Genomic DNA, 20,674 nt, shown 5'->3' with positions numbered 1-20,674 from the left:
TTCACTTGTATTTCTTGATAATAGCATCTGTCGCCTTATCGATCAGTTCATAAACTTCATGATAACCCGGCTCAGGTCCGTACCAGGGATCCGGTACTTCCAGATTCCGGCCCGGGTGCAGTTCATTGAGCAGCAGGTCGACTTTTGAACCGTCAAATTTATCACCGGCAAGCCATTGAATCTCATCGATCACATCCGGGGCCATGGCATAAATCTTATCATAATAGGCCAGGTCTGCCGGTTGGATTTTCCGGGATCGCTGGTGACTGATATCGAGTCCGTGTTGCAAAGCTACTTTTTGGGATAACCTGTGCGGGGCTTCACCATTATGATAACCATTGGTGCCGGCGCTGTCAATTTCCCAGTCCAGACCCGCCTGATCAGCTTTATCCTGCAGGATGGCTTCCGCCAGCGGACTTCGGCAGATATTGCCCAGACAAACCATTAAAATTCTCTTCACTGTCCAGATTTTAGGGCGCAAAGATAAGTTACTCCGCTTATTTGCCCTTTTCCTCGGAAAGCCAGCGGGCATCAACTTCATGTTAATACGCGTTACCGGCTGTGGGCCATAACGAAATCAATGGTCTGCGCTACCAGCTGATACAGCCGGATTTCGGCAATATTATTGAAACCATGGTCGCCTTTTTTAACTTTGATAAAACCATGCTCCACCTTGTGAAGGCGCAACTGCCGACGCAGTCGCCGGGTTTGATTCATCGGCACAACCCAATCCTTGGTACCGTGAAAAATCAATGTGGGGACAGCATGACGGCCTGTATATTCCAGCGGTGAAAATTCCGTACAGGCTGCCAGGACGGCTGCTTTATCGGTGTTCAACGCATAACCTGTAAGCCCTTTAATCAGCCGCTTCCGGAGCGGCAATAATTTACTGGAGATCAGTCCTGTAATAAATTCCGTCAGGAAGCCCGCCCGGGTCCGGAGCAGCTTATTCAGGTCCGTAGGCCCGAAATAATCCACGACATAATTGATCCTTGTTGGTTGTCCTGCCAGTTCCGGGGTCCCCGGCCATCGATCACTTGCGGTATAGCCTGCCAGCAGGGCCAGGTGGGCGCCCGCCGACCCGCCCCAGAGACCGAAACGGGTAGTATCCAACTGATAGGTAGCTGCCTGGCTGAATAACCACCGGATGGCGTCCTTGCAATCTTCTATAGGACGGGGAAAATGTACCGAATCACTGACCAGAGAGTAATTGATGCTCACCACTGCAATGCCACTGTCCAGCAGCCCCTGGCGAAGTTGTCGCATCAGGTACATGGAATCCAGCGATTTATTACCAAACACCCAGGCACCCCCGTGTATAACCATCATCACCGGGAATGGGCCGGTGGTTTTCGGTAGAAAAATATCCAGTTTCAGGTCCTTGCCTGCAGGGGTCGTCTTATACGTAATATCGGTATAAGCCCGCAGGGATTCCTGACTGAAAGCCAGCGTTCCGGTAAAAAGCCAGGTAAATAAAAGACAGATTCTGATATAGGGCATTTACAATATTTTAATCAAGGTTTCCGCTTTTTCAGGGTTTTAGCTATCACAGGTTGCACCAGCTGCTCCATCAGGGCGTAGCCTTCATCAGTGGGGTGCACGCCATCTTTCGCATATTTTTCAGGTAGCCCGTTCCGCTCGTCTTTTAAAGCACTGTGATAATCTACATAGGGGATTTTACGGGATTGGGCGAAAGTCCGGATCATTTCATTCAGCCTGATGATATCCTGGGCCGGCTCCAGCGATGGACGCCAACCGAATCGATAGGCAGGCAGCACCGAACAGAGGATGACCCTGATTTTATGCGCCTGGGCCAGATCTGTCATCGATTTGATATTCCCCAGGATATTTTCCAGGGAGATATAGCCTGTATTCTGTGCAATATCATTGGTACCGGCCAGAATCACCACTGCACGGGGTTGCAGGTCGATAACATCCCGACGAAAGCGGACCAGCATCTGGGAACTCGTCTGGCCACTGATTCCCCTGCCGGTATACTGATGCGCTGAAAAGAATTCGGAGCGCTTCCCTGCCCAACCTTCGGTGATGGAATTACCCATAAATACGACAGAACCGGGACGTACCGACTTATTAGCTTCGCTGTATTTGGAAAAGTTAGCCCAATCGTCTTTCTGCTGGGCATTGCCATTCAGCAGGGTCAGCAGGCCGGCAGCTAACAGAAAGATTTTCATTCTTGCAATCATAGTCTTATTGTTTTAATTATTTAAGGTTCAGAAGGAAACCCGGCAGCATCATTGCATAAAACCGGCCGGAAAAGATATGGCCCCTCTTACCGTTAAAACTATTAATTACCTGCCATTTTTTAATATTTTTTTAAACCATACCCTGAAAAACACTAGGAATCCGCGGAAATCCAAGCAGCTGAGCACCCTAAAATCCTTTGGGATTTCGGGTCCGACAGCCTTATAACCACCCCTTCGCTTTAAGGTCTAAAAATAGACCCAAAAAAAATAAACCCTTTCGTCTCCGGCGAAAGGGTTTAGCTATATCGGGGCTGAAGTGCCCGGAGATTATCGTCTGCTGTAGTTGGGCGCTTCCCGGGTTACGATAACATCGTGGGGGTGGCTTTCCGTCATGCCTGCATTGGTAATCTTGACAAATTTGGCAAGCTTCAGATCGGCAATACTTTCCGCTCCACAATATCCCATACCGGCTCTGAGGCCGCCCACATATTGATAAATCACTTCTTTCAGGGAACCTTTGTAAGCCACACGGCCTTCTATGCCCTCAGGGACAAATTTCTTCACATCATCCTCCGGATCCTGAAAATAGCGGTCACTACTGCCGGTCGCCATTGCACCCAGAGAGCCCATGCCCCGATAGGATTTGAACTTCCGGCCTTCGAAGATAATGGTCTCACCAGGGCTTTCTTCCGTGCCTGCAAAGACGCTGCCCATCATCACACAATCAGCTCCTGCCGCAAGGGCCTTGACCATATCACCGGTATAGCGGATACCCCCGTCCGCAATTATGGGTATCCCTTTGGGACCCAGCACTGAAGCGGCTTCCAGAATTGCGGTGAGCTGTGGCATGCCCGAACCTGCCACGACCCGGGTGGTACAGATAGAACCCGGACCGATACCAACTTTTACGGCGTCAGCACCCGCCTGTGCCAGGGCCAAAGCGCCGGCAGCGGTACCCACATTGCCCGCAACCACATTTATTTTTTTGAAATTCTTCTTTACTTTTTTCAATGTTTCGATGACACCGCGGGTATGACCATGAGCACTGTCGAGTACCAACACATCCACACCTGCAGTTTCCAGGGCACTGATCCGGTCCAGTACATCGGCGGTAATACCGACACCGGCACCTACCAGCAGGCGGCCAAAAGAATCTTTAATCGCATTGGGAAAACTGGTGGCCTGTAGTATATCACGGTAAGTAATCAACCCTACCAGCCGGCCCTGTCGGTCCACCACCGGCAACTTTTCAATCTTATACTTTCTCAGAATGGATTCTGCTTTTTTAAGGTTGGTACCTTCCGGCGCGCTTACCAGTTGTTCACTGGTCATCAATTCGGTGACTTTTCTTTTATAATTATCTTCGAACCGCAAATCCCGGTTCGTAAGGATGCCTTTCAGTTTTCCGTTCTTATCGACAATCGGGATCCCGCCGATTCTATTTTCCTGCATCAATCGTACTGCATCACCGATGGTAGCGTCTTCCAGTAAAGTGATGGGATCCAGAATCAAACCAGCTTCACTCCTTTTTACTTTACGCACCTGGAGCGCCTGCTGTTCAATATTCATATTCTTATGTAATATACCCAGGCCGCCTTCACGGGCGATGGCTGTTGCCAGCTCTGCCTCTGTTACCGTATCCATAGCGGCCGATAAAATAGGCGTGTTCAAACTAATATCTTTGGTGAGCCGGGTGCGGATATCTACATCACGGGGTAATACCTGGCTGTATGCGGGAACCAGGAGTACGTCATCGAAGGTCAGGCCTTCCAGAGAGATTTTCGGGGATTTTGCAGTTGCTGCAGACTTATTTCTTGTTGCCATGTGCAAAATTAAGGGAATGCCAATGTCTGAGAAAATTTTTGTTAGTCATCGATGCAGACAGGCGTTGCAAAACACGGTGTATCAGGCAATCATCCGGGTTTTTCTGTTTTACAAACGGCTTCAGTTCTGATCCGGACGAAGGGCACGCCCGCCTCCGTCGCTTCCGATTTTTAAATATGGACGCTGAAAGTTACTTTTGCAGCAATCAGTTTAAAATATTGTATGCATAAAAACAATAACAGAAAGCCCAAAGCAACCATACTGTTTATATTCGGAGGAAGTGGAGATCTGAACCAACGCAAATTAACACCGGCCCTTTTTAACTTGTGTATAGACGGGTTTATGCCCGAAAAATTTGCGATTGTTGGTCTGGGCCGTACTGATTACAGCAATGAGAACTTCAGAAATCATCTTTATAAAGGCATCGAAGAATTCTCCCGCCGACGGGAAAATCCGCCCGGAAGTTGGGAAAGCTTCTCCGAACATGTCAGCTACCAGCGAATGGATGTTGACAAGCCCGCATCTTACGAACCCTTAAAGAAAGTCATTCAGACTCTGGAAGCCGAATGGGGTGTGGAAGCGCATGTTATTTTTTATCTGGCCGTTGCACCACAGCTGGTGCCTGAAATCGCCACCAACCTCCACGGCCTCGAATTGGGTAAGGAAAAACATACCATGCGGATCATTGTCGAAAAGCCATTCGGCCATGATCTGAAAAGTGCGGAACAGCTGAACAGTCAGCTGGCAGATCTTTTTGACGAGAATCAGATTTATCGTATTGATCACTATTTGGGAAAGGAGACGGTCCAGAATATCCTGGCCCTGCGTTTTGCCAATGCATTGTTTGAACCCATCTGGAACCGTAATTATATTGATCATGTGCAGATTACTGCAGCTGAAACTGTTGGCGTGGAAGACCGGGGCGGTTATTACGAACAATCCGGCGCCCTGAGAGACATGGTACAAAATCATATCCTGCAACTGATCTGTATGGTCGCCATGGAGGCACCGGTATCTTTTGAAGCCGATGAAATCCGAAATAAAAAATCCGATGTACTGAATGCCATCCGCCGGATCAAGAAAGAAGAAGTGCAGCGGTATGCCGTCCGCGGACAATATGCTTCCGGATGGATGGAAGGTTCGAAGGTAAAATCCTACCGGGAGGAAAAAGGTGTCGATCCGGTTTCCTCAGTGGAAACTTTCGCCGCCGTAAAATTTTATATAGACAACTGGCGCTGGCAGGGGGTTCCCTTTTATGTGCGAACCGGTAAATACCTTAAGGAGAAAACCACTTTTATCGCCATCCAGTTTAAGGAAGCACCTAAATATGCTTTTCCGCCCGAAGCTACCGAGACTTGGCGGGCCAACCGCCTGACCATCAGCATCCAGCCGGAAATGGACATCCGACTGCGCTTTCAGGCCAAACGCCCGGGACAAACCATGTCTTTGAATCCGGTCAACATGGTCTTCAACTATAATGACAGTTATGATGCGCCACAGCCAGAAGCCTACGAGACGCTGCTTCTGGATGCCATGATGGGTAATCCCACGCAATACATGCGGGATGACCAGGTGGAAATTGCCTGGGAAGTTATCGAACCCATTCTGGATGCCTGGGAGAACCGACCACCGGTAGATTTTCCCAATTATGCGCCCGGCAGCTGGGGACCTGAAGATGCAGAAGCCCTGATCGCAAGGGATGGCCGCAACTGGATCACCTTGCCGCCGGATCGTAAGGATAAGGACTAATACCATCCCGGATTATATTGATTCCTGTCAAGCCACCCGGGTATAGTTGATTTTAACATTTCGACCAGGCACAGATTCGTACATTTAAAGCTGCCATCAAAAACAGCTTTATGAAAATCCTGCATTGCCTGCTGCTACTATTATTCACGCATAGTTCCTTTGGCCAATCGGCTGCTCAGTTAAAAAACCTGGAAGCATTTGCCCGATTATATGGTTATGTACGTTACTTCCACCCTTCTGACGAAGCAGCGTCCATCAATTGGGATCAATTGGCAGTCTATGGTGCCGGCGCAGTGCTGGATGCCCCGGATGAGACCGCACTTACCACTACATTAATGCGGCTTTTTAAACCGGTAGCCCCGCTGATAGAAATCGGTACAGCTCCCCGGTTGGAGCTTTCAAAAATCACGCCCACAGACACATCCGGTTATCAGGAAATTTTCTGGCTGCATAGCGGCGTTGGCATTAGCGCCAAATCAACTTACAGCAGCCTGCGATTGAACCGGCCGAGACCCGAACCGGAAAGCCGGGCGCATCGCTACGCTCCGTTTACCAGATCCTTAAAGGCCGACAGCTTACGGGGCAAAGAAATAAAACTGACAGGAAGAATGAAAGCGGATGTATCGACGGGCAGCGGCGGTCATTTCTGGCTTCGAGTTGATCTGCCAGGTCAGGCCCATGGTTTTTTTTACAATATGTCTGACCGACTGGTTACCAGTACAGAATGGCAGACTTATTCATTTACCGGCAAGGTGGATGAACAGGCGGAGGCTGTTTTCTTCGGTGGCGGGCTGATTGGATCCGGCACGATCTGGGCTGACGATATTGCACTTTATTCCAGATCCTCCTCCCAGGACCCCTGGGTACCCATACCGTTAGAAAATAGCGATTTTGAATCCGTTGATGCAGAAGGACATCCCGGTCAATGGTACGCCGGCCCACTAAAGGGCTACGAATTTCAGATTATGGAGGAAGCGGCCAACCATGTCCTGCGCCTGAGCAATACCCTCCCAGAAGCCGCTGCCAAAAATATTGTCCGCTCTTTTGAATACCAATCAGCGCCCCGACCCTCCGACCTGATCCAGGAAAGGATTTCTGAAAAAATTAAGGTTTGTCTCCCCCTGGTTCTCTACGGCAATCGGGACCATACCTATCCGGTCGGGGACACCGCAATACTGTCAGTATTGAAATCAGCCATGGCAGCCTACTTTGACCAGCACCGAACTGCTGACAGTGCCGCTTTGAGACTGGGTGATGTGGTCATCGCATGGAATATTTTTAAGCATTTTTTTCCCTATTGGCAGGACGCATCCAAAAACCCGGATGAAATCCTGAAGGAGGCATTGTCTAAAGCCCTGACGGATAAAACGCCGATGGATTTTCGTAAGACCCTCCTGGAGATGACTGCCCCTTTAAATGACGGTCATATTTTCGTTAACCTGGCGGGGGATGTATCCCATAGTTACGCACTACCATTACAAACGGCCTTTGTGGAAGGCAAAATTGTCGTAGACGCGGTACTGGACAGCAATGTACAACTGATAAAGCCGGGAGATATCATTGAAAGCTTCGACGGTACGGCGGCCCTGGATCTCTTTAAGCGAATTACAAGGGATATTTCCGGTTCGCCGCAATGGAAATCCTACCGCGCGATGCAGGATCTCGTGACAGGTGCACCTGGTAGCACTACCGAATTAATGCTGTTGCGCCAGGGACACCGTTTTAAAGTCCGGTTGGACCGCAGCCTGAATTTGCAGCAGTATTATAAGGCGATCAACCAGCTTCGGCGCACCAGCGGACAGGTCTCAAAAGGAATTTACTACTTAGACCTCAACAGCCTATCGGGAGATACCATCCAAAAATGGAAGAAACAGTTGTCCAGGGCCAAAGGTATTATCTGTGATCTGAGAGGCTATCCAAACGGCAACCATATCCTTATCAATTACCTGCTCAAATCGACCGAAGATACCAAATGGATGTTTGTTCCTAAAACCGCCTGGCCCAATCAGCAGCATATCGAATACAGAGAAGGTGGCTGGAATATGCACCCGCTACGGCCCCATTTCAAGGGGAAAATCGTCTTTATCACTGATGGACGGGCCATCAGCTATGCTGAGAGCTTTATGGGTTTCATCAAAGATTTTCAACTGGCAACCATTATTGGACAACCGACTGCGGGTACCAACGGCAATATCAACCCCTTCAACTTACCCGGCGGCTACCGAATATCCTGGACCGGGATGTTGGTAAAAAATCATGATGGGAGCCGGCATCACTTAATCGGTATCCTGCCGGACCTCCCCCTGGAACGGACCATCGATGGGGTACGGGAAGGACGGGATGAGTTTTACGAAAAAGCGCTGGAACTTGTTTACAAAGCGACACGCTAGCAGGATCAGGCAGTAAATTGAAAATAGATATTCAACAGGAGCCACACGGCCGGTATGGCGATCAGCAGGGAATCAAAACGGTCTAAGAAACCACCGTGCCCGGGTAGGATGCGGCCACTGTCTTTAACACCTGCACGGCGTTTTAGCCAGGATTCCAGCAAATCGCCCAGGGTACCCAGTCCGGCCGCCAGCAGGGAGATACCCAACAGCAGTTGCCAATGAAATAATGACTGCAGCCCGAAAACGATCGCCACCACACAAAGCAGCATGCCGCCCAGCGTTCCCTCCAGGGTTTTTTTGGGGGAGATCTTACTGAAAGGGGTTTTCCCAATGGCAGAACCGACCAGATAGGCCATGGTGTCATTAACCCAGATGGCCAGTATTAAAATGACGGGAATATAAAATCCTCCGCTCCGGCCCCATAAAGTATCTCCCTCACGGATGATATCCAGATCACTCAAACGAAGATCCAGCAAGAGTCCGAGACTCAGCGAAATATATAGCAGACCAGCACCGTATTGGATCAGTGCCGGCAGCAGCAGGTTCCCCTGCTTGAAAATCCCCATAAGAAACAGTACCAGACCAGCCACCAGAAATGGCAAAGTAAAACTACCACTTATCTGATAGCCCTGCCAGTTCATCGAATTAAAAAGTAATAGGATATGAAAGCCCAATAAGGCGATACCGATGCCGGCCCAGGGGTGCAGGCGGGTAGCAAATGTTTTGTTGGTAAGCCGGATATACTCATACCAGCACCCGAAATGTATCAGGCTGATCAATCCAAAGAAAGTCCAGGCATTCCAGAGAAAGCCTGCAGCCATGACAGCGACAAAAATAAGTGCTGTATAGGCCCGGGTCCAGAAAGTTTTCCAGTTAAATGCCATCGGTCAGCGTTGTTGCGGCACTGCTTTGCTTCCGGTATTGGATAAACAGCAGTATGATGATGGGAATGGCCAGGAAGCCCAGATAGCTGCCATCCCGGTCGTTTAAAATATCCTGCATCGGTTTACCGGAGCTCCGCTGCACATACATCAGGACCACCGCTGCCGCATTGTTGATAAAATGAGCCAGAATACTCAGCCAGATCCGTCCGCTGTATTGATACAGGAGTCCCAGCACTACTCCGAGGGCCACTCTGGATAAAAACCCGTACACCGAAAAATGGACCGCGCTGAAAATGATACTGACCACAATTACGCTGAACCAGAGCCTGCCGGTCCCCCGGTATAGATAGTTTTGCAGGCCCGCCCGGAAAAACAGCTCTTCGCATATGGCCGGAATTGCTGCCAGTACGCCTATGGAGAGGATCAGTTCGCCAACAGAATCCAGGCTGATAATGCCGGAAGCTGCCTGGGCATAATTGTCTTCCAACCGGTCAAAAAGAATGCGCCAGTTGACCGGGAAAGGCAATTTATAAGTAAAATAGCCCAGCGCGCTGCTCAATGCCAGACCGCCGGCGATAATAAAAACACAAAGTATCCATTGACGGCCCAGAATCTCTCCCTTCAGGCCACTCAGCTGCAAAGGCTTGTGACTCAGTAGGTAAGCAACGACCAATGTGGGAATCAGAAAGGTAAAAACCGCGGAAATAGACTGCAGCACCTGCATTTCCCGCAAATATTCCGGATTGCCGATCAGGGTATTCAGGTTCTTGGCGATAAACAGCAGACTTTTGCCGCTCATCAGCGAGACCAGGGGAATCGCGATCAGGCTGCCCAGAAAGGCGCCGCCCACTCCAAAAGCAATCAGCATAAAAAATCCACCCGTATAAGAGGTTCCCTTATCACTCAGTCTTACCATATGCTCATTTAATAATAAGTGTGTATTTTTGCAGGCTCAAAAATAAGGCAAAACTTTTCATGTACCCTGTTTTGTTACCCTGAAGGGTGCCCTACAGCTACTGAAAATACAAACAAAAAAATTATTGCTTCAAAAGCAATACCGTATTGATCCATGGTCCAGATTGGCAACAAGATAATATTACCGGATTTCCCCCTCCTGCTGGCGCCCATGGAGGATGTCAGTGATCCTCCTTTCCGTGCCGTCTGTAAAGAGAATGGCGCAGACCTGATGTATACGGAATTTATCAGCAGTGAAGGGTTGATCCGTGATGCGATCAAGAGCCGCCGTAAATTGGACATCTTTGAATATGAACGCCCGGTAGGCATTCAGATTTTCGGAGGAGACGAAGAAAGCCTGGCATTGGCCGCAGGAATCGTAGATGTTACCCAACCGGATCTGCTGGACATCAATTTTGGCTGTCCTGTAAAAAAAGTGGCGCTGAAAGGCGCCGGTGCCGGCGTCCTGAAAGATGTAGACCTGATGGTCCGCCTGACGGCCGCCGTGGTAAAAAGTACCAGCCTGCCGGTTACTGTAAAAACCCGCCTGGGATGGGATGACAGCATGCTGAATATCGAAGAAGTGGCTGAAAGATTACAGGATACCGGTATTCAGGCACTTGCCATACATGGCCGAACCCGCTGTCAGATGTATAAGGGCGAAGCCGACTGGACACTGATAGGCAAAGTCAAAAACAACCCCCGCATTCATATTCCCATATTTGGTAACGGGGACATTGACAGTCCGCAAAAAGCCCTGGAATACCAGAATCGTTACGGCGTGGACGGGGTCATGATCGGCCGGGCAGCAATTGGCTATCCATGGATTTTCAGAGAAATCAAACATTATATTCAAACCGGCACCCTGCCACCACCGCCTACGGTTTTAGAGCGGGTACAGGTGGTGCGCCAGCACCTCGAGAAAAGCCTCGAATGGAAGGGACCCATTGTGGGTATTAACGAAATGCGCCGCCATTACGCCAATTACCTGAAAGGGCTTCCCAATATCAAAGAGTTCCGCAGCCGCCTGGTGACCCTGACCGATCCCGCAGAAATCGACGCGGTACTCCAGGAAATCATCGTCCGTTATGCGGGTTATGAAATCGCAGCTGCACCTATTGAACTGGTGAACTATCACGAGAAATGTCCGGTAAATTAATCCACCGCATCAGGATCGGCCACCCGCTACAGATTCCTGGCGGCGATTGACCGATCTTCTTTACTTTTACCCCATATGGATCCCGGCCTCTATCATTCGCGTGCCCGCAGTTATTCGACAAAGGCAGTTGCGCTAAAGAATCGGCTCAGACGTCTGAGTTTACTGCGGTTGCTGGCCTTCCTGACTTTTCTGGTCCTGGTATTCGGTTTCACCCAAAATCAGGAACCCTGGACGCTGCTGGTAGCCGGCGCCAGTCTGGCGGCTTTCTTTTACCTGATCCGTTTTTATGACCATTTGCGTCAGCAGCAAAAATTCAACCAGCTCCTGGCTGCCACCAACGACACGGAATACCGGTTTTTAATTTACCACGAATGGCAGTATCCTGAGGGCCTGAATTATGAAGATCCGCAACATCCTTATTCATGGGACCTGGATTTATTCGGTCCGGGTGGGTTATACAGTTATCTGAACCGCTGCAGTACCCGCTTCGGGGAACAGGCCCTGGCGGCGGACCTGCTGGATCCGGATACCTCCGCTATTGGTGACAGGCAGGAAGCCATTCAGGAGCTGGCGGCAAAAATTGATTTCCGCCAGGACCTGTATGTCTATGGTCAGCTGCACGATCAGGAAGCGACGGATCTGGACCGGCTGCTCCATTGGCTGGACACCGATAAAAAACTGATCAGCGGCTGGCAATACCGTCTCCTGCTTTTATTTCCTGCGGCTACCCTGCTGACCCTGACGGGATATTTCTTAACCGCCCAGGACAGATTGTTGCATTTGTTTTATCTGCTGTTTGTGTTGAATCTGGTGGTCGCTTTTTCCTTTGGCCGGAAAATCACCGCGGAATTGTCCTTTTCCTCCTCGGTCAATAAAATTTTAAACAATTATCATTATCAGTTGAACCGGATTGAAAAGGAAGATTTTCAATCCCGGCTCTTACAGGCTTATCAGCAGCAGTTGGGAAGCGGCGCCCAGTCGGCAGCCGCCCTGATCCGGCAACTGGCGTCCCTGTTCAACTATATGGAGACGATTGTCAACCTGGTGGTCAGTGTTTTCCTTAACGGATTGTTTCTGTTCCATGTACATATCCTGTATCGGCTGGGAAAATGGAAACAGACCCATGCTTCCGAGGTGCGGCCCTGGCTGGAGCTGGCCGGTAAAATGGAAGCGCTGGCCAGTTTCGGCAACCTCAGTTATAATAATCCCGAATTTTGTCGGCCTCAGATCCTATCGGAGCGGGGTATGGTTGCAACCAGCATGGGACATTTGCTGGTCAATCCTTCCAAGCGTGTCTGTAATGATTTTTCACTGAAAGACCAGCAGTTTATCATTCTCACCGGATCCAATATGAGCGGTAAAAGTACCTTTCTGCGAACCCTGGGTACCAACCTGATCCTGGCCAGGGCCGGTTCGGTAGTTTGTGCTACCGCGTTTGCCTGCTTTCCGTTTGATGTCTGGGTGAGTATGCGGATCACCGATTCCCTGCAGGACAGTGAATCTTTTTTCTATGCAGAGCTCAAACGACTTCACGCGATTATCGGGGCACTCGAGCAACAGGGGAACCTGTATGTCATCCTGGATGAAATTCTGCGCGGCACCAACAGCGATGATAAACGAAACGGCACGATTGGTCTGATTAAAAAACTGGCAGCGCTGGACAGCTATGGCATAATAGCCACCCATGATCTGGTCGTGGCCGAACTCAGTCAGTCCTATCCTGGTGTAATCGCCAATAAAGCTTTTGAATCCCGGATTATCAACGATGAACTGCAGTTTGATTATAAACTGCATGACGGCGTATGCACGACCTTAAGTGCTACCCACCTGATGAAAAAAATGGGTATTATCTGACCAAGTGCCGGTCGGTTCAATGTGCGGGAGAAACCGCTTTCAGTCCCACGATACTGGCAATCAGGGTAAAGATGAAAAACAGGCGCCAGAATCCGGCCGGCTCCTTAAATAACAAAATTCCGATAATCGCCGTCGATACGGCACCGATTCCCGTCCACACAGCATAAGCCGTACCGATCGGCAACTTCTGGGTGGCAATATACAGCAGGATCATACTGATGGTCAGGGCCGCCAGAAATCCCAGCAACCAGTAAGTTGATTCTTTACCTTTTGTCTGATGAGCCAGGCCCAGACAGGTGGCAAAAAGCGCTTCAAATAGTCCGGCAACAATTAATATCAACCAATGCATATCTAATATTTTTTACTCGTTAATTGCCCGAATCATTTCAGGGCTTAAGGGCGACACACCCGGCGCAAAATAATGGGTCAATTCGCCCTGTTCATTGATCAGGTATTTGGAGAAATTCCATTCGGGTACCTGTTCATTCCAGCCATTGGCATTTTTGTCTGTCAGCCAGCGGTATACTTCCTGCTGTTCCGGGGAAGCCAGGACCACCGATTTTTGCATCAGCGGAAAACTGACGCCGTAATTTCGCTGACAGAAACTGGCAATGGCCGCATCATCTCCTTTTTCCTGTTCCTTGAAATCATTGGCTGGAAAAGCGATAATCTCCAGTTTTCCCCGGTACCGTTCATACAGGGATTGCAGTTCCTTGTACTGAGGGGTATATCCGCATTCGGAAGCCGTATTGACCAGTAAAACTTTTTTATTCCGCAGGGTACTGAAATCCAGCAAGGTTCCGTTATTCGCCCTGGCTTTTAAGCTATAAAAGGATACCGGTGCGGGGGTCGCCGCCTCCGGGTGTAGCTGTTTTTTCCCGGTGAACAGCTGCATCAGCGGATAGACCATCCGGATCACTTTCTGTTTGGTAGTCATCTGCGTTGAATTTCTGTTGCTCCAAAGATACCAGCCCCCAATCGCAATCAATGGAATAATTATCCATTTTATCTGTCGCATTATTTCAGTAATTTTTTAAATATCCCCAATCGCCCCCTGAAGGAGGGATACGCCATCCTGAAATCCGGCCAGGTAGCCGCCCTTAGCACGCCCCTGGCATGGCTGAATGTTTCCCAGGAATACTTTCCATGGTAGCGTCCCAGTCCACTGTTACCACGTCCGCCGAAAGGCAAGTGCCGGTTCAGGTAATGAACCGCCACCGCATTGATACAGGCACCGCCCGATGGGACCTGATTCACCCAATGTGCAGCTTCACTGCTGTTGGAGGTAAAGATATAAAATGCCAGGGGTTCAGGATGTCGGCGAATGATTTCCAGCGCTTCCGCTTCCGTGTCATAAGAAATCAGCGGCAGTATGGGTCCAAAAATTTCCTCCTGCATTACCGGATCGGTGCGTTCCGGAACATCGATAATCGTGGGTGCGATATACAGCTCGTTTTCGTTATGTGCGCCACCATATAAAATCCGGGCCTGATCCAGATAGCCTTTCAGCCGGTCAAACTGCCTGCGATTGATGATGCGGCCATAATCATAACTGCTGACCGGTTGCGCACCATAGAAATCGGTAATGGCCGCTTTCAATTCCTCCAGCAATGACTCTTTTACACTCCGGTGCACCAGCAGGTAATCCGCATTCACACACATTTGTCCTGCATTGGAAAATTTGGCCCGTACAATACGGCGGGCAGTCAGCCGCAGTCTGGCACTCGCTGTCACAACACAGGGATTCTTACCACCCAGCTCCAGGGTAACCGGAATCAGTTGCTCGGCAGCCTGGCGGTAAATAATTTTTCCTACCACCGCGCCGCCAGTGAAAAATATATGATCAAAACGGAATCGCGACATTAAGTCTTTTACAACCGCCGTGCCATCACCCAGGGCCACTGATACATGGTTGGGCTCAAAACACTGCTCCAGGATCCGGGCTATCAGGGATGCCGTCTCCGGCGCGAATTCACTGGGTTTGACCACTGCACAGTTGCCGGCTGCAATCGCACCCACCAACGGCAGGAGCGCTAACTGAAAAGGGTAATTCCAGGGAGCGATAATCAGCACCACACCCAGTGGTTCCCGAATAATATAGCTACGTCCTGGCTGGTTCAGCAAATCAGTGCCTACTTTTTCCGGTTCAGCAAGCGCATTGATATTTTTAAGGAAATAATTAATTTCCGACAATACCACGCCGGTTTCTGTCAGCCATACCTCTTCCCGGCTTTTCTTCAAATCCTGTTCCAGGGCGGTATAAATAGCCGCTTCCTGCTCCAGAATTACTGTTTTCAGCCGCTGCAGCCGTGCCTTACGGAAATCGAGGGACCGGGTAGCTCCCTCCTGAAAATACTTTCGGAGTCCTTCGGGATGGGGGATTTGATTCATGGATGACAATGTTGGCGCCGAGAAAGCCGGTTGCGTAAAACAGACCTTCCTTTGATTAAGCTTATTTTTGTCTCAAGTTAAAAAAGATCGATCATATGTCCGATGAATACTTTATGCAACTGGCCCTGAAGGAAGCCTTACGTGCTTTTGAAGAAGATGAAATTCCCATCGGTGCAGTGGTGGTACAGGATGACAGGGTCCTATCCCGCGGCTATAATATGACCGAAAAACTAAAGGATACGACGGCCCATGCCGAAATCATAGCACTAACGGCTGCTTTCAGCCAGCTGGGCGCCAAATACCTGCCCGGCGCTACCCTGTATGTCACGGTGGAGCCTTGTGTGATGTGTGCCGGCGCCCTGTACTGGAGCAAAATAAGCCGGGTGGTCTGGGGTGCGGCAGATCCTAAAAACGGCTTCAGCCGGGTTCAACCTGCGCTGTCACCTTTTCATCCCAAGACCCGAATTGTAACGGGCGTGCTGGAAGCGGATTGTGCGGCCCTGATGAAATCCTTTTTCCAGCAAAAAAGAAAAAAGGGCGCCGCTCCCGACGCCCTGTAATTTTTAATAGCCTGGATTCTGCTGGTCTCCGATTTTGGGATTGGCATTGATTTCATCAATCGGAATCGGCAGCAGCGTTTTTTCAAAACTCAGGTCAATGGATTTGGGTCTTGTGGGTACAGTGATCCCCAATAGTTCATCATTGAAAGTAATTGTCTTGTTCAGACGCAGCATATCAAAATAGCGCTGGCCTTCGCCAAACAGTTCCTTGCTTTTTTCGTCCAGGATCATGTCAATGGTAATCGTAGCTGCCGTGGCTGCAGCCAGGCCCGGCGCCCTTTTACGAATTTCATTCAGGTAGCCGGCCGCCAGGGTCTTATCTGAAGAAAGAGCGGCTTCCGCGGCAATTAGATAAATTTCAGAAAGTCGGATCACTTTAATATTGACGGCGGTGGGGGTAGCTTTACCATCGCCGTCCAGGTCGGTGCTGCCGCTGTATTTATAACAGGAACCGAGGCGGGGATCATCATCGGTGGACCTTTCATCTTCATCCATCACACCCCAGCGCACATCGGCGGGATCCTGGTTGAGGCGGTCCAGAAAATAATCACTGGCACCATAAAAACCCAGCGCATTGGAATTCCCGTGTCCCTGTCTTCTGAGATAAAAGCTCAATGAGCCGGTTTCCAGATCTGATTCACTTGGGAAAATACCCAACTCAAAAATTGATTCACTGCCAAACTGGCTTTTCCAAGAATCCACCCATTGCGCATTACTGTAAAGTGAATATCCCCCGTTATCAATGACGTCTTCTGCTGCTTCCAGCGCGGCGGAGTAATTGCCCATAGTAAGATAGACCCGGGCCTGTAGGGCCCGATTGGCGAAATAGTTGAGGTACCCATCATCGGCATCCTCATCCAGCAGCGGTGCCCCGGCAGTAAGGTCGGAAAGTATCTGGTTGTAATTTTCCTCAACGGTGGCCCGAAGGGGTTGTGCGGCAGCATCCAGCGGGCTGGTAACATTGGGTACCCCGTAAGCGGTTTTATCTGTGGTATACGGTGCTCCGTAAATACGTACCAGATCAAAATACATCAGGGCACGCGCTGTCAATGCCTGGCCCTTATAGCCATCGAAATCTTCAATGGAACCTTCTGCCTGAAGTGCTTCAATACTTCCGATCAGGCTGTTGACCTGCAGAATATTATTGTAAATAGCCGACCAGAAACCGGCATAGGAATTGGTATTGGCGGTATGGTTGAAAGTGTAGAGTGCATCCAGTCCCCTTCCCTGGGAATACAGGGTCAGGTCACCGCCTTTGGCGTCTCCATACATGATAAAATTTCTACCATAATAGCTGGAACTGGTCATATTGCGCATAATTCCGTTTAACATGACTTTTGCATCGGCCGCTGTTTTAACAGAAGTGGTCGCTTCTGTAGCATTCGTGGGTTTGACATCCAAAAAGCCTTTACTGCAACCGAAAAGCGCAAGCATTCCGAAAAACAAGAGGCTGAATTGTATAGTTAGATTTTTCATTGTCTTTGCTTTTTATTTTCAGAAACTTACTTCCAGACCAAATGTGAACGTGCGGGCAATGGGTATTTCCCAGCCGCGGGTGGCATAGTGATTCACTTCGGGATCAGCGATCTTGTATTTGGAACTGGTCAGCAGATTCGTGCCATTGAAAAAGATCCTGGATTGACTGATACCGATCGGATCCAGAATCCGCCGCGGCAGCCGGTAGGCCAGCGTCGTATTCTTCAGTCGCAGGAAAGTCGCATCGAATAACTGCCGGGTGCTGTATTGTATCGGGTCGGTTAAATCACTGCCGCTGAGTTTGGGCAGGTTGCCTGAGGGATTCGCATCGGTCCACATATTATCATAATATATCGCCGAACGGATCCGCTCCCAGTAATAACCGTCATCAGCCACGTCTTTGTTGGCACCATCATAAAGATGCCCCCCGATCTTATAGATAAAGTTCAGACTCAGGGATAGCCCCCGCCATTCCAGTTCGGTGTTAAGACCACCGTAGATTTTGGGAATACCGTTGCCGATGATTTTGCGGTTGGCTTCGCTGTAATCGTAGGTCGCTCCCCGACCGTTGAACTGAAAAGCGCCTGCACCCGGATCGGCAGGATCATTCACATACCAAACATTCTGACCGTTCTCCGGGTTTACACCGGCCCATTCATAACCATAAAATGCCAGGGTGGACGCCCCTTCGCGATACACAAACTGCGCCCGGGCATCACCGCCGGTAGGATCGCTCCAGATAATATCCTGGCCTTCTTCCTGGCCTTCCTGCCTGTAGAGTTTGGTCACAGTGGATTTTAGCGAAGTGGCATTGAGACCAACATTCCAACGCAGGTCTTCGCTGCGAATGATATCTACACCCAGATTGACTTCGAGCCCGTGGTTATTGATTTCACCCACATTTCTGAGTGTGGAACCAAAGCCGGTGACCATCGAAATCGGTACGTCCTGGAGCAGGTCCCTCGAATCCCGGTTGAAGTATTCCACCGATCCGGTAATTCTCTGACGGAGCAGCCCGAATTCCAGCGCAATATTGGTACTGTAATTGGTTTCCCAGGTCAGATCCGGATCAGCAGTGGAAATAACACTGCCTCCGGCCTGCTCCATATACTTATCTGTATAGCCTGTCAGGGAACGCCAGCCGTAATTGGCGGAGGGCATGGTTGCATTGATACCGTAAGAACCCCGTAACCTTAAATCACTGAAGAGCTGGCCGTCTTTCATAAAGGCTTCGCGGTTGATATTCCAGGCGCCGCCGACAGACCAGAAATTAGCCCAGCGGTTCGCCGGTCCCAGTCTTGAATTACCGTCCCGGCGAAAGGAGGCCGAAAGAAAATACCGTTCATCGTAGCTGTACTCGGCCCTGGAGAGTACCGACTGCATGTTGTACCCCCAGTTATAGGCACTGGCATTGGTCTGACCAGCGGTCACTACGGTAGGTAATGCACTTGAAGGCAAATCGGTTCCCGAGGAACGCATGAAATCTGTCAGATTTTTTTCGGCTTCATAACCACCCAGGATACTGAACTGGTTCAACCCAAAACTCTTCGAATAGTTCAGGGTTGTGGAAGAAACCATTTTATTGTAATTGGTCGTAATCTCATCCACGGAACCATTGGTACTGGCCCCGGTAAAATGGATGGCACTGTAGTACAGATGATCTTTTACCTGGGTATTGTTATAAGAAAAAATGGTTTTGGCAGTCAGTCCCTCAAAAAGTTTCAGGGTGAGCGCCTCTACAGCCGAAATGGTCAGTGAACCGCTGTTATTATCCCATTCATTGTCATAATAAACATTGTTCTGTGCCAGGCTGCCAAATCGGGCTGTATAAGGTTCCCCGGTTTTATAATCTGTTGGCCAGTACAGGGGCCAAAGCAGGTTCTGGGTCTGCATCAAATAGTTGCCTCCCGTATTTCTGGTATCATTAAAACCGGATTTATCATCTTTGGTAATACCGACATTGCTGGAGAATTCCAGTAATTTCCCGATTTTCTGCGAGAGGTTCAATCTTCCGGATATTCGCTGAAAATCGTTGATGGCGACACGGCTCTGGTCCTTGGTATAGGCCAGAGAGGAAAAGTACCGGGTTTTATCTGTACCGCCGCTCACCGAAATATCGTTGGTTGTAAAATATCCGGTACGGAACAAGGCATCATTCCAGTCAAAATACTTGCCTTCGCGATTGACCTGTCCGTCTGTCATTCCTTTAATGGATACATTATCATAGCGACCGGTACCGGCCGTTTCAAAATAATACCCGTGTTTATTGAACTTGGTATTCAGCCGGCTCAGCGCATTGGAATTCGCATAGGCTTCATCCCGGCCTCCAGTAATATTATAATCATAGAAGACCTGATATAACATATTGACCTGTGCCTGTACATCTGCAGCGGCATAATTATCGGTGGCCCATCCGGGTGTCAGTCCATAAGTCGTTTTAAAATTGATGACCGGCTTTCCGATGGCGCCTTTTTTGGTCGTAACAATGATCACACCGTTGGCCGCCCGCGATCCATACAAAGAAGCAGCCGCCGCATCCTTAAGTACGGTCACGGATTCGATATCATCCGGATTGATATTATTCATGATATTATTGCTGGTATAGATATAGTCTCCCAGCTGCCCCGATGATCCGGAGACAACGGGAACCCCATCCACCACATAAAGCGGATCATTGGACGCGTTCATGGAACCGATACCGCGGATGCGGATGGTCGGAGTCGAACCGGCCTGACCGGAAGTCTGGGTAACCTGCAGGCCGGCGACCTTACCATTCAGGCTGTTCTGGAAGGAGGTATTAGGCGGATCCTTGAGCTGGCCGGCATGAATGACCGCCGCAGCACCGGTGTAGGTACTCTTCCTGGCCGTACCATAGGCCACGACAAAGACTTCTTCCAACTTGGCTTTCTCACTTTCAATCAGGACCAGTTGCAAAAAGTCCTGATCCCCGACCACCAGCCTTTGGGGTGCATAATTTACGGCCGTTACTTCAAGGACCGGATTATTACCCGACACCGTAATGCTGAATTGACCGTCCTCAGCCGCGGCAACCGTATTGGTGGTCCCGGGCTGGGTAATTGTGGCATTGGCAATAGGTTGACCGGCTTGGTTTTTAACAACCCCTTTGACGGTCCGCTCCTGGGCATCCAACGAAAAACAGAGCAGCAGGAGCAGCAGTCCGGGCAACAGCGCTTTCAATAGTTTTTCCATACGTTTGATTTGGTGATTG

The 20,674-nt window shown here is 49.7% G+C and carries 16 protein-coding genes; 5 read left to right on the top strand and 11 right to left on the bottom strand.

Annotated features, from left to right (window positions below; genetic code table 11):
- Position 1: 1 nt before the first annotated feature.
- The 4 genes from ACYVI9_RS10990 to guaB form a co-directional block, all read right to left on the bottom strand.
- Positions 2-460 carry a low molecular weight protein-tyrosine-phosphatase gene (locus ACYVI9_RS10990; RefSeq protein ID WP_460764507.1) on the bottom strand — a complete coding sequence of 153 codons (459 nt, stop codon included), beginning with the start codon at positions 458-460 and terminating at the stop codon, positions 2-4.
- A gap of 92 nt (positions 461-552) precedes the next feature.
- Complete coding sequence (locus ACYVI9_RS10985) at positions 553-1,500, bottom strand: alpha/beta hydrolase fold domain-containing protein (protein WP_460764505.1); 948 nt, start codon at positions 1,498-1,500, stop codon at positions 553-555.
- Positions 1,501-1,514: 14 nt separating this feature from the next.
- On the bottom strand, positions 1,515-2,204 hold the full coding sequence (locus tag ACYVI9_RS10980; RefSeq protein ID WP_460764503.1) for an SGNH/GDSL hydrolase family protein: 690 nt from the start codon (positions 2,202-2,204) through the stop codon (positions 1,515-1,517).
- A 327-nt stretch (positions 2,205-2,531) separates the two neighbouring features.
- The gene (guaB, locus tag ACYVI9_RS10975; RefSeq protein WP_460764501.1) at positions 2,532-4,028 is read right to left on the bottom strand and encodes an IMP dehydrogenase; all 1,497 of its coding nucleotides are present in this window, start codon (positions 4,026-4,028) and stop codon (positions 2,532-2,534) included.
- 222 nt (positions 4,029-4,250) lie between these two features.
- On the opposite strand from guaB, the gene zwf reads away from it, so the two are divergent.
- Together zwf and ACYVI9_RS10965 are read left to right on the top strand one after the other, a co-directional pair.
- Positions 4,251-5,777, top strand: coding sequence for a glucose-6-phosphate dehydrogenase (gene zwf / locus ACYVI9_RS10970; RefSeq protein ID WP_460764499.1), 1,527 nt, complete (start codon positions 4,251-4,253; stop codon positions 5,775-5,777).
- A 110-nt stretch (positions 5,778-5,887) separates the two neighbouring features.
- A complete protein-coding gene (locus ACYVI9_RS10965) occupies positions 5,888-8,167 on the top strand; it encodes a S41 family peptidase (RefSeq protein WP_460764497.1) in 2,280 nt (759 codons plus the stop codon).
- Positions 8,168-8,172: 5 nt separating this feature from the next.
- Here the strand turns inward: ACYVI9_RS10965 and ACYVI9_RS10960 are convergent, their stop codons facing one another.
- Both ACYVI9_RS10960 and ACYVI9_RS10955 read right to left on the bottom strand, forming a co-directional pair.
- Positions 8,173-9,051 (bottom strand): phosphatidate cytidylyltransferase, encoded by an 879-nt coding sequence (locus ACYVI9_RS10960; protein ID WP_460764495.1) that lies wholly within the window; start codon positions 9,049-9,051, stop codon positions 8,173-8,175.
- Positions 9,041-9,967: a lysostaphin resistance A-like protein gene (locus tag ACYVI9_RS10955; RefSeq protein ID WP_460764493.1), complete on the bottom strand. Its 927-nt coding sequence runs from the start codon at positions 9,965-9,967 to the stop codon at positions 9,041-9,043. The genes ACYVI9_RS10960 and ACYVI9_RS10955 overlap by 11 nt, the downstream gene beginning before the upstream one ends.
- 153 nt (positions 9,968-10,120) lie before the next feature.
- Here ACYVI9_RS10955 and dusB point away from each other — a divergent pair, with 153 nt between their 5' ends.
- Both dusB and ACYVI9_RS10945 read left to right on the top strand, forming a co-directional pair.
- Complete coding sequence (gene dusB, locus ACYVI9_RS10950) at positions 10,121-11,164, top strand: tRNA dihydrouridine synthase DusB (protein ID WP_460764492.1); 1,044 nt, start codon at positions 10,121-10,123, stop codon at positions 11,162-11,164.
- Between the two features lie 75 nt (positions 11,165-11,239).
- Complete coding sequence (locus tag ACYVI9_RS10945) at positions 11,240-13,018, top strand: MutS-related protein (protein WP_460764490.1); 1,779 nt, start codon at positions 11,240-11,242, stop codon at positions 13,016-13,018.
- Positions 13,019-13,034: 16 nt separating this feature from the next.
- Here ACYVI9_RS10945 and ACYVI9_RS10940 read toward each other — a convergent pair whose 3' ends face one another.
- The 3 genes from ACYVI9_RS10940 to ACYVI9_RS10930 are packed head-to-tail and all read right to left on the bottom strand — an operon-like array spanning position 13,035 to position 15,409.
- Positions 13,035-13,367, bottom strand: coding sequence for a DMT family transporter (locus tag ACYVI9_RS10940; RefSeq protein WP_460764488.1), 333 nt, complete (start codon positions 13,365-13,367; stop codon positions 13,035-13,037).
- A gap of 12 nt (positions 13,368-13,379) precedes the next feature.
- Positions 13,380-14,036, bottom strand: a complete 657-nt coding sequence (locus ACYVI9_RS10935; protein ID WP_460764486.1) for a glutathione peroxidase — start codon at positions 14,034-14,036, stop codon at positions 13,380-13,382.
- Positions 14,036-15,409, bottom strand: coding sequence for an aldehyde dehydrogenase family protein (locus ACYVI9_RS10930; protein WP_460764484.1), 1,374 nt, complete (start codon positions 15,407-15,409; stop codon positions 14,036-14,038). The genes ACYVI9_RS10935 and ACYVI9_RS10930 overlap by 1 nt, the downstream gene beginning before the upstream one ends.
- 95 nt (positions 15,410-15,504) lie before the next feature.
- Between ACYVI9_RS10930 and ACYVI9_RS10925 the strand changes: the two genes are divergently transcribed.
- The gene (locus tag ACYVI9_RS10925) at positions 15,505-15,969 is read left to right on the top strand and encodes a nucleoside deaminase (RefSeq protein WP_460764482.1); all 465 of its coding nucleotides are present in this window, start codon (positions 15,505-15,507) and stop codon (positions 15,967-15,969) included.
- A gap of 3 nt (positions 15,970-15,972) precedes the next feature.
- Here the strand turns inward: ACYVI9_RS10925 and ACYVI9_RS10920 are convergent, their stop codons facing one another.
- The gene (locus tag ACYVI9_RS10920; protein ID WP_460764480.1) at positions 15,973-17,445 is read right to left on the bottom strand and encodes a RagB/SusD family nutrient uptake outer membrane protein; all 1,473 of its coding nucleotides are present in this window, start codon (positions 17,443-17,445) and stop codon (positions 15,973-15,975) included.
- 18 nt (positions 17,446-17,463) lie between these two features.
- On the bottom strand, positions 17,464-20,655 hold the full coding sequence (locus ACYVI9_RS10915) for a SusC/RagA family TonB-linked outer membrane protein (RefSeq protein ID WP_460764478.1): 3,192 nt from the start codon (positions 20,653-20,655) through the stop codon (positions 17,464-17,466).
- Positions 20,656-20,674 lie beyond the last annotated feature (19 nt).

Source organism: Niabella terrae, assembly GCF_054783135.1.
Note: the sequence above shows the minus strand (reverse complement) of the source record. Positions and strands in the feature narration are given on the sequence as shown.

Excerpts from the sequence above, each read along its gene's own strand:
- ACYVI9_RS10985 (WP_460764505.1), bottom strand. The coding sequence starts at position 1,500 with ATGCCCTATATCAGAATCTGTCTTTTATTTACCTGGCTTTTTACCGGA.
- ACYVI9_RS10980 (WP_460764503.1), bottom strand. The coding sequence starts at position 2,204 with ATGATTGCAAGAATGAAAATCTTTCTGTTAGCTGCCGGCCTGCTGACC.
- guaB (WP_460764501.1), bottom strand. The coding sequence starts at position 4,028 with ATGGCAACAAGAAATAAGTCTGCAGCAACTGCAAAATCCCCGAAAATC.
- zwf (WP_460764499.1), top strand. The coding sequence starts at position 4,251 with ATGCATAAAAACAATAACAGAAAGCCCAAAGCAACCATACTGTTTATA.
- ACYVI9_RS10965 (WP_460764497.1), top strand. The coding sequence starts at position 5,888 with ATGAAAATCCTGCATTGCCTGCTGCTACTATTATTCACGCATAGTTCC.
- ACYVI9_RS10960 (WP_460764495.1), bottom strand. The coding sequence starts at position 9,051 with ATGGCATTTAACTGGAAAACTTTCTGGACCCGGGCCTATACAGCACTT.
- ACYVI9_RS10955 (WP_460764493.1), bottom strand. The coding sequence starts at position 9,967 with ATGGTAAGACTGAGTGATAAGGGAACCTCTTATACGGGTGGATTTTTT.
- dusB (WP_460764492.1), top strand. The coding sequence starts at position 10,121 with ATGGTCCAGATTGGCAACAAGATAATATTACCGGATTTCCCCCTCCTG.
- ACYVI9_RS10945 (WP_460764490.1), top strand. The coding sequence starts at position 11,240 with ATGGATCCCGGCCTCTATCATTCGCGTGCCCGCAGTTATTCGACAAAG.
- ACYVI9_RS10940 (WP_460764488.1), bottom strand. The coding sequence starts at position 13,367 with ATGCATTGGTTGATATTAATTGTTGCCGGACTATTTGAAGCGCTTTTT.
- ACYVI9_RS10935 (WP_460764486.1), bottom strand. The coding sequence starts at position 14,036 with ATGCGACAGATAAAATGGATAATTATTCCATTGATTGCGATTGGGGGC.
- ACYVI9_RS10930 (WP_460764484.1), bottom strand. The coding sequence starts at position 15,409 with ATGAATCAAATCCCCCATCCCGAAGGACTCCGAAAGTATTTTCAGGAG.
- ACYVI9_RS10925 (WP_460764482.1), top strand. The coding sequence starts at position 15,505 with ATGTCCGATGAATACTTTATGCAACTGGCCCTGAAGGAAGCCTTACGT.
- ACYVI9_RS10920 (WP_460764480.1), bottom strand. The coding sequence starts at position 17,445 with ATGAAAAATCTAACTATACAATTCAGCCTCTTGTTTTTCGGAATGCTT.
- ACYVI9_RS10915 (WP_460764478.1), bottom strand. The coding sequence starts at position 20,655 with ATGGAAAAACTATTGAAAGCGCTGTTGCCCGGACTGCTGCTCCTGCTG.